This is a genomic window from Streptomyces sp. SKN60, from assembly GCF_026236535.1.
Lineage (GTDB): Bacteria > Actinomycetota > Actinomycetes > Streptomycetales > Streptomycetaceae > Streptomyces.
Genome location: NZ_JAHTMW010000030.1, coordinates 15255 through 25869, shown reverse-complemented (window position 1 = coordinate 25869; position 10615 = coordinate 15255). Strand labels below are relative to the sequence as shown.

11 protein-coding genes are annotated in these 10615 nt (G+C 75.7%); 6 read left to right on the top strand and 5 right to left on the bottom strand.

Annotation, left to right across the window (positions count from 1 at the left end; translation table 11 throughout):
* The first annotated feature begins 89 nt into the window (after positions 1-89).
* The 4 genes from KV205_RS33200 to KV205_RS33185 all read left to right on the top strand — a co-directional run bounded on the left by KV205_RS33200 (position 90) and on the right by KV205_RS33185 (position 3737).
* Positions 90-506 carry a barstar family protein gene (locus tag KV205_RS33200; protein ID WP_265868609.1) on the top strand — a complete coding sequence of 139 codons (417 nt, stop codon included), beginning with the start codon at positions 90-92 and terminating at the stop codon, positions 504-506.
* Positions 507-669: 163 nt separating this feature from the next.
* Positions 670-1980: a serine hydrolase gene (locus KV205_RS33195; RefSeq protein ID WP_265868607.1), complete on the top strand. Its 1311-nt coding sequence runs from the start codon at positions 670-672 to the stop codon at positions 1978-1980.
* A 121-nt stretch (positions 1981-2101) separates the two neighbouring features.
* Positions 2102-3469, top strand: a complete 1368-nt coding sequence (locus tag KV205_RS33190) for an esterase-like activity of phytase family protein (protein ID WP_265868606.1) — start codon at positions 2102-2104, stop codon at positions 3467-3469.
* A 40-nt stretch (positions 3470-3509) separates the two neighbouring features.
* Positions 3510-3737 carry a hypothetical protein gene (locus KV205_RS33185; RefSeq protein WP_265868605.1) on the top strand — a complete coding sequence of 76 codons (228 nt, stop codon included), beginning with the start codon at positions 3510-3512 and terminating at the stop codon, positions 3735-3737.
* On the opposite strand, the gene KV205_RS33180 is transcribed toward KV205_RS33185, so the two are convergent.
* The 4 genes from KV205_RS33180 to KV205_RS36470 form a co-directional block, all read right to left on the bottom strand.
* Complete coding sequence (locus KV205_RS33180) at positions 3716-4951, bottom strand: NAD(P)/FAD-dependent oxidoreductase (RefSeq protein ID WP_265868604.1); 1236 nt, start codon at positions 4949-4951, stop codon at positions 3716-3718. The genes KV205_RS33185 and KV205_RS33180 overlap by 22 nt on opposite strands.
* Before the next feature lie 73 nt (positions 4952-5024).
* Positions 5025-5711: an alpha/beta fold hydrolase gene (locus KV205_RS33175; protein WP_265868603.1), complete on the bottom strand. Its 687-nt coding sequence runs from the start codon at positions 5709-5711 to the stop codon at positions 5025-5027.
* A 124-nt stretch (positions 5712-5835) separates the two neighbouring features.
* Entirely contained in the window at positions 5836-6465 is a 630-nt protein-coding gene (locus KV205_RS36475; RefSeq protein WP_265868601.1) for a phosphoribosylanthranilate isomerase, read from the bottom strand.
* Positions 6466-6536: 71 nt separating this feature from the next.
* Positions 6537-7616, bottom strand: coding sequence for a hypothetical protein (locus KV205_RS36470; RefSeq protein WP_265868600.1), 1080 nt, complete (start codon positions 7614-7616; stop codon positions 6537-6539).
* A gap of 501 nt (positions 7617-8117) precedes the next feature.
* Here KV205_RS36470 and KV205_RS33160 point away from each other — a divergent pair.
* A complete protein-coding gene (locus tag KV205_RS33160) occupies positions 8118-8522 on the top strand; it encodes an SAV_915 family protein (RefSeq protein WP_265868598.1) in 405 nt (134 codons plus the stop codon).
* A 10-nt stretch (positions 8523-8532) separates the two neighbouring features.
* The gene (gene lysA / locus KV205_RS33155) at positions 8533-9858 is read left to right on the top strand and encodes a diaminopimelate decarboxylase (RefSeq protein WP_265868596.1); all 1326 of its coding nucleotides are present in this window, start codon (positions 8533-8535) and stop codon (positions 9856-9858) included.
* Positions 9859-9889: 31 nt separating this feature from the next.
* Here lysA and KV205_RS33150 read toward each other — a convergent pair whose 3' ends face one another.
* Positions 9890-10582 carry a triacylglycerol lipase gene (locus KV205_RS33150; RefSeq protein ID WP_265868594.1) on the bottom strand — a complete coding sequence of 231 codons (693 nt, stop codon included), beginning with the start codon at positions 10580-10582 and terminating at the stop codon, positions 9890-9892.
* Between the last annotated feature and the right edge of the window lie 33 nt (positions 10583-10615).

Sequence of the window (10615 nt, the reverse complement as noted above, 5' to 3'; positions counted from 1 at the left end):
CTACTCGCGGGGACGGGCGGGGAGGGGGCGGCGAAGGGGCCGGGGCCCGGCCCGGCGCACCGGAGGAACGCACCGGTACGGTTCCGGGCATGGTGATCGACAGCGGCTTCCACGAGGTCTCCGGCGCGGACCTCCCGGGCATCCTCGCCGAGGCCGATCGCCGGGGCGTTCCCGTGTTCACGCTCTCCACCGCCGGGCGGACCGACAAGGAGGCGTTCTTCCGGGCGGTGCGGGAGACCCTTCCCCTGGACCCGCCGCTCGGGACCTGCCGCATGGTGTGGGACGCCCTCGCGGATTCGGTCTGGGGCGGTCTGCACGGGCTGAAGTCCCCCCGCGCGGTCGTCGTCTGGCCCGATGCCCGGCCCGTCGCGGGCGCCGAGGCCGCCGCGGGCGATTTCCGGATCGCGCTGGACATCCTCCGCGACGTGGCCACGTCCCTCGCCGACCTCCGGCACACCGGCGGCAGGCCGACCCAAGTCGCGGTCTACCTCGCCGCTCCGGAGTGACACAGGACGGGTGATCCGAATCCGGCCACGCCCGCGCCGCGGAGATGGCCGAAACACGCCGGGACCGGCAGGAACCCTTCCGGTGCCTCGGCACTCATGCTCGGTGAGCGAGTCGTCCGGAACGTCCGGGGCGACCGCTTCGAGTGAGAAGTCGAGGAATTCCGTGCTCCTTTCGCCGCACCGACGTCTGGCCGTGGGCGCGGGCGTCGCGCTGGTCGCCGCGCTCGCCGGGACGCTCGTCCCGGTCACGCAGGCCGCCGCCGCGCAGGCACCCGCCCGTACCGCAGCGACCACCGCCCCCGCCCCGGCGCCCGACATGGCCGGGATCACCGCCGCGCTGAACGCCGCCATGGCCAACGGCGCGCCCGGCGCGATGGCCCGGTACAGCGGGCCGGAGGGGGTCAGGAGCCGGGCGGTCGGGGTGCGGGACCGGGTGACGGGCGAGGCGATGGACGTGCGGTCCCGGTTCCGGATCGGGAGCGTCAGCAAGACGTTCTCGACGGTCGTGCTGCTCCAGCTCGTGGACGAGGGCCGGCTGGAACTCGACCAGCCGGTCAACCGCTACCTCCCGGGCCTGCTGCCCGACGACCGGATCACCGTCCGCCACCTCCTCACCCACCGCAGCGGTCTCGCCGACTACACCGACCCGATGTTCGAGCACACCGTGCCGGGCTTCGAGGCCGTGCGGAACCGGGTGTTCACGTACCAGGAGCTGGTGGACCTCTCGCTGGCCCTGCCCCGCACCACCGAGCCCGGTGTCTCCTACAAGTACTCCAACGCCAACTTCGTCGTCGTCGGCATGCTGATCGAGAAGCTGACCGGCCGCCCGGTGGCCGACGCGTACCAGCGGCGCATCTTCAAGCCGCTGAAGCTGCGCGGGACCTCGTACATCCACCCGGACACCCGCATCGCGGGCCCGCACGTGAAGGGCTATCTGCACCCGGACGAGGAGGGCGCGCCGCTGGTCGACTCGACCGAGCAGACGGTGTCGTGGGCGCAGTCCGCCGGCGCGGTCATCTCCACCACGGCCGACCTCGACACCTTCATGAGCGCCCTGATGCGCGGCCGGCTGCTGTCCCCCGCGTCGCTCGACGCGATGACGACGGTGACGCCGACCGACACCACCAACACCCGCTTCTACGGGCTCGGTCTGCGCCGTTACGACCTGTCCTGCGGCACCCAGGTGTACGGCCACACCGGCACGGTCCAGGGCTTCTACACGTACGCCTTCGCCACCCGCGACGGCCGGCGCAGCGTCTCCGCGCTGGCGAACACCTCCAACCACGGGGCCGCGAACACCGCGCTCGGCGGAACCCTTGAGGCGGCCTTCTGCGGAAGCGCGAAGACCGCGACGACCGCGACGACCGCGACGACCGACAAGAAGCCGGCCGCGTCCCCCACGGCCCGCTCCCTCCAGAGCGCGCCGAGCGCCACGGACCGCCCCGCGGAGCGCGACCTGCCCGAGCGGCACTGAGCGACGGGCGGGGGGCGGGGGGCGGTCACGAACACGTGAACGAGCGTTCAGCCACCGGCGGTTCATCCGACCACCCCCCGCCCGCCACCCGGATCTCACCGACGGCGCTCACGATCCGGCCATGACCAACGCCTCCCGCGCGCCCCGCGCCACGACCGCTGCCATCGGCCTTCCGCTGTCCGCGGCACTCGCCCTGACCGCCCTCGCCTGGCCGGCCTCGGGCGCGCCGGCCCCGCACGCGCCCGGCCACGGCACCGGCCCGGCGGCCCGCGTGGTGGCCGACGCCACGCTGCCCGACATCCCGCTCGCCGAGTTCAGCAACCGTCTGCTGCCCGGCAGCGTCGCCGACGACCGCGGGGTCGACCTCGGCGGCATCGGCAGCGACCTGTACCCGGCCGAGCGGCCCGGCGAGTACTGGACCGTCACCGACCGCGGCCCGAACGGCCAGATCTCCGTCGGCAAGGAGAAGCGCCGCACCTTCCCGGTACCCGGCTTCGACCCGGCCATCGTGAAGATCCGCGTCGTCGGCGACCGCATCGACGTCGTGCGGGCCATCCCGCTCACCACCGCCTCCGGCAAGCCGGTGACCGGCCTGCCGAACCAGGCCGGCCGGGACGAGGCGCCGTACACCTACGACGCCCGGACCCCGCTCGCGTACAACCCGAACGGCCTGGACACCGAGGGCCTGGTGCGCGACCGCGACGGCAGCTTCTGGCTGGTGGACGAGTACGGTCCGTCGCTGGTGCACGTGTCGCCGCGGGGCCGGGTGCTCGCCCGCCACGTGCCCCAGGGCCTGAACCTGACCGGCGCCGACTACCCGGTGATCGAGTCGCTGCCGTCGATCCTCCTCACCCGGAAGATCAACCGCGGCTTCGAGGGCCTCGCCCTGCTGCCCGACGGCGACCTGGTGATGGCGCTGCAGAGCCCGCTGCTCAACCCCGACAAGAACAGCGGCGAGGACTCCCGCACCACCCGCCTGCTGCGCTTCTCGCCCCGCGAGGGCGCGGTCACCGGCGAGTACGCGTACCGCTTCGACCCGGTGGGCGAGGTCGAGCCCGGCCAGACCAAGACCTCCGAGCTGAAGATCTCCGCCCTGGTCGCGCTCGGCGGCGACCGTCTCCTGGTGCAGGAGCGCACCGACAAGGCGGCCCGGCTGTACGAGATCCGGCTGCGCCACGACGCCGACATCCTCGGCTCGGCCTGGGACTCCACCGCCACCACCCCGTCCCTGGAGCAGCTGGCGGACCCGGCCGCCGAGGGCGTGCCGGTGCCGGCGAAGCGCCTGATCGTGGACCTCGGCACGGTCGAGGGCGTGCCGAGCAAGATCGAGGGCGTGGCGGTGGAGGGCGCGCGCACCCTCGTGCTGCTCAACGACAACGACCTCGGCATGACCGACGGCGCCGGCGCCTTCGACGCGAACGGCCGCCTCGTCGACAGCGGCGTGGAGACGACGCTGGTGAAGGTGCGCCTGGACCGCCCGATCCGCTAGCCCCCTCCGCTCTCCCCAACACCTCGGCCGTGCACGGGCATTGACCCGGGCACGGCTTGCCCTTACCTTCCTCGTCGCCGAGCACACCGGCACCCTGGAGGAGTACGAGCAGCTCGCCGCCTCGGTCGGCGCACTCCTCACTCGGGGCCAGCGCGAGGCCCTGGAGTTCGGCATCCGCTACGAGCGGATGATGGTCGACTTCTGGCGCTGGGTGGCCGACCGCGACGAGGACGGCACCGAGCGGGCTCAGCGGGCGGCCGACGCCTGATCCCGGCCGGCTCGGCCGGCGCCGGCGGCGCGCAGCAGGCTGCGGCGCTTGGCGGCGCCGCCCGGCAGATGGTGGAGGCGGTAGGAGCCGGGCTTGCGGGCCTCCCCCACCAGCTGCTGGTGGATGGAGGTGCAGGCGATCTCCTTGAACCGGGCGCCGAGCCGGCCGTCGACGTGGAACCCGATCGCGACGTCGGCGCGGTCGGCGAGCTGGAAGAGCCCGGCGTCCCGGCCCAGGCTGACGCACTGGGCGTAGTACGACTGGTGGAGCTCCGCCGGCCGCTCGCCCGTGAGCCGGCTGAGGACGGTGTCGGCGGCCCGGGCGCCCTGGGGCAGCGCGGACTGGCAGCTCATCCGCAGCGGCAGACCGGACGGCGCCGCCGAGTCGCCGGCCGCGACGATGCGCGGGTCGTCGACGCTCGTCAGCGTCTCGTCCGTGAGCAGCCGGCCCAGGGCGTCGGTGGTCAGCCCGCTACGGACGGCCAGGTCGGGGACGGCGAAGCCGGCAGTCCAGACGGTGACCCGGCTCGGCAGCTCGCGGCCGTCCGCGAGCCGTACGGCGTCCCGGGTCACGGCCGTCACCTTCGCGTCCGCCCCGTCGACGACCGTCACACCGAGCCGGCCGAGCCGCCGGGCGACGGAACGCCGGGCCCGCGGATGCAGATACGGGCCGAGCACGCCGCCGCAGACCAGGGTGACCGTGCGGCCGGTCTCGGCCAGTTCGGCGGCGGTCTCGATGCCGGTGGGACCGGCGCCGACGACCGTCACGGGGGCCGTCGCGGGCTCGGCGTCGAGGGCGGTGCGCAGCCGCCGCGCCTCCTCCAGGGTGGAGATCGGGCGCGCGAACTCGGCCGCCCCCGGGACGCCCGGGTCGGCGGTGCCGCTGCCCACGGCGTAGACCAGGTAGTCGTAGGCGAGGGTGCCGCCGGCCGCCAGGGTCACGCCGCGCCCGGCCGGGTCGATCCGGGTCACGGTGTCGGTGACCAGCCGGACGCCGGCGGCCAGGACGGACTCGTAGGCGACGACGGCGTCGTCGGATCCGCCGACCAGCTGGTGGAGACGGACCCGGTGGACGAAGTCCGGGCGTGGGTTGATCAGCGTCACGGTGACGCCGGGGCGCCGGGTCAGCCGGTTCGCCGCCATCACGCCCGCGTATCCGCCGCCGATCACGAGCACGGACGTCGTCGTGTGCACGGTGCTCCGGGCCTGGGCCATGGGACCTCCTCCGTTTCCGGGTTCGGCCACAGGACACCGCGTCATCGACCCCCGTGACGGAAAGTGACCCAGGTCACACCCCGGTGGCCGCCTCGGCCAGGATCCGGGCGAGCTCGCGGGGCCGGGTGGTCATCGGCCAGTGGCCGGAGTCGATGTCCACGTACGAGAGGTGCTGGGCGGCGGCGAGTTCCGGGCTCTCGCCGGCGGCGAGCAACTGCCGCGCCTCGTCCGGGCTGAACTCGGGGCACACCAGCGTCACCGGCACCTCGAAGCGGCGCGGGTCGGTGAGCCGTACGACGCCCTGGACCACCGGTCCGGGGACGGGGACGGTGGCGGAGGCGAAGCGCTCGCGGGCGGCCTCGTCCAGGTCGGCGGCGTCGGGGCCCTCGAAGGGCGCCCAGCCGGGGAAGCGCATGACGCCGTCCTCGACCGGGAAGAAGGGGGCGTACTCCCGGCCGTCGGGGGCGGGGAAGCCGCCGATCAGGGCGACGCCCGCGATCTTCTCGGGCCGCGCGTCGGCGGCGAGCCAGGCCAGCGTGGTGGCGGCGGAGTGGCCGACCACGAAGGGCCTGCCGGGCGCCGCGTCCACGGCGGCGACGACCGCCGCGACCTGGTCGTCGAGCGTGGCGGAGGCGGCGCCGTCGCCCTGTCCGGGGAGGGTGAGCGGGACGGGACGGTGGCCGAGCGCGGCGAGTTCGGGCACGACGTCGTCCCACGCCGATCCGTCGAGCCACAGACCGGCGACGAGCAGGATGTCCACGAGCTTCTCCCGGTGAGAGTGCGAGTTGCGGGTGCGGTTCCGGCCGCGTTCCGCACGCTAGTGGGAGGGTCTGACAACGGGCCCTGCGCGCCGGCCCCGGCGCGTCAGCCCGTGGCGGCCCGCGTCAGCCCGCGGCGGCTGCGGCCTTGGCGGCCGCGACGAACTCGCGGATGAGCTCGTGGTCCTTCACGCCGGGCGCGGACTCGACCCCACTGGAGACGTCGACGCCCCAGGGGCGGGCCCGGCCGACGGCCTCGGCGACGTTGTCGGCGGCCAGGCCGCCGGCGAGCAGCCAGGAGCCCTCGGGGCGGGCGGCGTCGAGGAGGGACAGGTCCCAGCGCGAACCGGAGCCGGCGCGGGGCGAGTCGAGCAGCAGCACCTCCTCGCCGTACGCGCCGACCCGGGTGTCGGGCCGCTCCTTGAGGGAGGTGGCGCGCCACAGCCGGGGGAAGGTCCGGACCGCCGCGGCGAACTCCTCCTCGCCGTACGCCGGGCCGTGCAGCTGGAGCGCGTCGACGTCGAGCTCACGGGCGAGCGCGGCCGCCTCGGCGGCGGGGGTGTCGTTGACGACGAGGACGGAGAGCACGTGCTCCGGGGTGTGGGCGCGGGCATGGGCGGCAAGGACCGCGGCCCGGTCGCGGGTCAGACCGCGGACGCTGGTCCCGCTGACGACCAGGCCGATCGCATCGGCCCCGGCCGCGGCGGCCACGTCGATCTCGGCCGTCGTGGCGAGCCCGCACACCTTCACGAACACCTGTGTCTCCTCAGCTCTCCGCCGGCCCGCCCGTCGAGGCCCGAGCCTACCGCCGCGGCCCGCGCCCCGGCCTACGCACCCTCGCTCCGTTCGGCGGGTTCCTCGTCGCCGAAGGAGTCGGCGGCGTACGGGTGCACGTAGTGGTCGTCGCCGAACGGGGTGAACCAGGTGCCGAAGCCGAGCAGCGGGGGTTCGGCCTCCGCGCCCTCGTGGACGTGGGCGCGGAAGCGCTCCAGGGCGGCGAGCACGTCGTCGTCGACGAGGCCGTACAGCTCCAGGGCGGCCCGGGCCTGCTCGATGAGGAAGCGCAGGACGAGTTCCTCGGCGAGGCAGCCGAGGCGGCGGAAGCCGCCGTCGGTGAAACGGGTGGTGAGGGCGACGGCGGTGACGAGGAAGCGGCGGGCGAAGGGTTCGTCGTAGCGGGCGGCGTGCCGGGCCGGGAGGCGGTCGAGGTGCCAGAGGTGGCCCTGGCAGCCGGCGACGTCGGTGTCCTCGTCGGCGAGGGCCTGCACGTCGTCGTACAGCTCGTCGATGAACACCTCGGCGGCGTGCACCAGGACGCCGGCGGCGAGTTCGGCGGTGTCCGGGCTCGCGCCGAAGACGGCCGGTTCGAAGGAGCGCAGCCGGGCCGCCATGGCGCGGATCTCGGTCTCGGGGTCGGGGGCGTCCTCGACGATCTCGGACCAGACGCCGTCCTCGTCGTCCCCGTCGCCCTCCCCGGCGGGCCGGCCGCGCCCCGGCGCCGTGTGCCGGGCCCGGCGGGCGGCCGGGTCGCTGGGCGGGGCGTCCGGCCCGTCGGCGGCGGCGAGGCTCTCCCGGGCGCGGTCGGTGTGCAGCCGCACCTCGCTGCTGACGACGAGCCAGCCGGTGAGGAGTTCGGTGTGGTCCAGGACCTCCTGGACCACGGCGCCGACCGCGTCCTCGGCGGCCTCCAGGGAGGGCGCGAGAGCGGTCACGGACAGCTCGGCGCCCCGGTGGTGGGGGTCCACGGTCACATCGAGGACGTCCACCTCCACGCCGTCCGGCCCTTCGGCGCCGGCCACCGAGCCGAAGCCGCGCTCCAGGAGGACGGCGGCCCCGAACCTGCCGAGGGCGTCGAGGTCGGAGGCGTCGTCCGGTATGCAGGTTTCCACGGTCACGACGTACGTCACGACGCAAGACTGCCAGGCCGGGCGGGGCGGTTTCGAAGGGATTGCGGAATCCGGAGGGGTGGGGACGGATCCGGGGGGCGGAGTCGGGCGCGGGGCCGGGGCCCGGGGGCGGGGCCGGGGCCCGGAGGCGGAGTCGGTGCGGGGCCGGGCCCGAGTGCGACTCGGGGTCCCGGCGCGGAGCCGGGGGGTCCTGGCGGTGCCCCCCGAGGGCCCGGGAGCCGGGGGTACCCGGGGCCCGGGGGCGGACTTCGGGGCGGCCGGGGAGCCGGGCCGGCCCGCGCCGGCCTCCGCGCGCGTCACGGCCACCACCGGCCGGAGCCCGAACCGGTGTCGTCGGCGCGCTGAACGCGTCAAGTCCCCGTCAGGGGGCGCCGGTGCCTCGTCAGGGGCGCGTCAGGGACGGTTCCCCCAGGGCCCCGGGGGCCGGCGCCGGGCATAGCTTCGTCGGCGCGGCCCCGGCGCGAACGGCGCGGGGGCGCCCGTTCCCGGGGAGGAACCACCATGAGCGACGTCCTGTACGGAGACGATCCCGAGCCCGCTGAACAGGTGCCGGCCGGACGAGGCGGGGGTCGGCGCGGGGGCCGGCGCGGAGGCCGTGCCCGGCTCTGCGTACCCGTCCGGCCGGTGGCCCACGGCTGCGCGGCGCGCCTCTTCCGTACGCCGCTCGGCGCCCGTACCGCCGTCGCGTTCACCACGCCCGAGCGCCTCAGGTCCGTCCTCGGCCCCGACCAGGCCTGGACGGCGCTCGCCGAGCCCGCGCTGCGGGCCCTGGTCCGGCCGCTGGGTGTCGCGGAGCTGACCGTCGACCCGGCGCTGTCGGCGACCCCGCCGACCGGTGGGCCCTCCGCCGGCCGCTCCCCGGTCCCGCCGTCCGCGCGCCGGCCGCGGCCGGTGCCGGCCCGCTGAGGGGGCCGGGATGACCGTCGCACCCCTTGCCCCTGCCGCCTCCGACCTGTCGGTGTGGCCCGCCTCGGCGGTGGCCCGTCCGGACGGGCGGCTGCTCGTCGGCGGCGTCGCCCTCGACGAGCTGGCCGAGCGCCACGGCACACCGCTGTACGTCCTGGACGAGGACGAGGTACGGGGCCGCTGCCGCGCCTACCGCGACGCGTTCCCGGAGGCCGAGGTCCACTACGCCGCCAAGGCGTTCCTGTGCCGGGCGCTGGCCCACTGGGTCGAGGAGGAGGGCCTCGGGCTCGACGTGTGCTCGGCGGGAGAGCTGGAGCTCGCCGTGACCACGGGGTTCCCCGCCGAGCGGATCCTGCTGCACGGCAACGCCAAGTCTCCGGAGGACCTGCGGGCCGCGCTGCGGCTCGGCGTCGGCCGGATCGTCATCGACAACCCGGCCGAGATCGCCCGGATCGCGGCGGCGGTCGGTCCGCACGCGCGCCAGAAGGTGCTGCTGCGGGTCGCCCCCGGCATCGGCGCGGGCGGCCACGCCAAGATCCGCACGGGCTCGGACGACCAGAAGTTCGGCCTGTCGCTGCGCGACGGGCACGCCCAGCACGCGATCGCCCGCATCCTCGACCAGCCGCGCCTCGAACTGACCGGGCTCCACTGCCACCTGGGCTCGCAGATCACGGAGGTCAAGCCGTACCTGGTCGCGGTGCGACGGCTCGTCGGCCTCATGGCCCGCACCCGCGACGCGCACGGCGCGGTCCTGCCCGAGCTCGACCTCGGCGGCGGCCACGGCATCGCGTACCGCCCGGGCGACCCGGCCCTCGACCTCCCCGCGCTCGCCCGGCGCGTCCGCACCGAACTGGCCGTGAGCTGCGCGAGCGCCGGCCTCCCGGTGCCCCGGCTCCTCGTCGAGCCGGGCCGCGCGGTCGTCGGCCCGGCGGGCGTCGCCGTCTACCGGGTGCTCGCCGTGAAGACCACCCCGGAGCGGGTGTTCGTCGCGGTCGACGGCGGCATGAGCAACAACCCGCGCCCCGCGCTCTACGGCGTGCGCTACGCCCCGCGCCTGATCGCCCGCCCCTCGACGGCGCCGCCCCGGCCGATGACCGTGGTCGGCCGCCACTGCGAGGCCGGCGACATCCTCGCCGCCCAGGTCCCCCTCCCCGCCGACCTCCGCCCCGGCGACCTCCTCGCCCTCCCGGTCGCCGGCGCCTACCACCTGTCCATGGCCTCCTCCTACAACCTCATCGGCCGCCCCCCGCTCGTCGCCGTCTCGGCGGGCACGAGCCGCCTCCTCGTCCGCCGCGAGACCCTGGACGACCTGCGGGCGCGGGACGTGGGCCTCTGAGGGGAGGGGGCGGGGGAAGCCCCCCGCCCCCTCAGGCCGCCCCCAGCGCGGCCACCACCCCGCGCCCCACCGCCTCGTCCCCGAGCAGCGCGTTGTGGTCCAGGCAGCCCGCCGGCGTGTTGGTCGCTCCGGCGAGCCGCACGCTGTCGTCCGGGTCGATGACCTCGTCGCAGTTCGACCAGAAGGTCGTGTACGCCACCGGGCCCGGGGTCTCGTCGCCTTCGGCGAGGTGGTTCTGGACCCAGCTGCCCGGGGTCATGTCGCGGCAGGCCTGGTCCCAGAGGGCGCAGGCCCAGGCGACGCCGGTGCCGTGGTTGGGGCCGGCCAGGGAGATCCAGTGGGCCACGGTGGCGGTGCCGCCGGCGTACTTCACGTACCAGCGGGTGGGGAGGCCGCCGAAGGAGTGGGCGACGATGTCGACGCGGTCGGCGCCGGTGGTGCGGCGCACCTCGTCGACGTACGCGGCGAAGCGGCCGGCGAGCACCTCGTTGACGGACTGGTGGGTGTCGTAGCCCCAGCGGAAGATCTCGCCGTCGGCGTACCCGGCGGCCCGGAGCCGCGCGTCGAGGCTGCCCCAGACGCCCGGGTCGGCGTTGTAGCCGTGGACCAGAACGACCGGCCGGTGGGCGGTGGTGGCGGCGCGCGCCGGGCCCGCGCCGGGTCCGGCGAGCAGGGCGGCCAGGGCCGTGAGGAGTGTGAGGAGGGCGGTGGCTGAGCGACGCATCACAAGGCCTCCGGGCAGTCGGCGAGAGGAATG

What these genes read in the sequence shown, in the direction of transcription:
- KV205_RS33180 (WP_265868604.1), bottom strand. Translation starts at nt 4,951, where the DNA reads ATGGCCCAGGCCCGGAGCACCGTGCACACGACGACGTCCGTGCTCGTG.
- KV205_RS33160 (WP_265868598.1), top strand. Translation starts at nt 8,118, where the DNA reads ATGAGCGACGTCCTGTACGGAGACGATCCCGAGCCCGCTGAACAGGTG.
- lysA (WP_265868596.1), top strand. Translation starts at nt 8,533, where the DNA reads ATGACCGTCGCACCCCTTGCCCCTGCCGCCTCCGACCTGTCGGTGTGG.
- KV205_RS33150 (WP_265868594.1), bottom strand. Translation starts at nt 10,582, where the DNA reads ATGCGTCGCTCAGCCACCGCCCTCCTCACACTCCTCACGGCCCTGGCC.
- KV205_RS33200 (WP_265868609.1), top strand. Translation starts at nt 90, where the DNA reads ATGGTGATCGACAGCGGCTTCCACGAGGTCTCCGGCGCGGACCTCCCG.
- KV205_RS33190 (WP_265868606.1), top strand. Translation starts at nt 2,102, where the DNA reads ATGACCAACGCCTCCCGCGCGCCCCGCGCCACGACCGCTGCCATCGGC.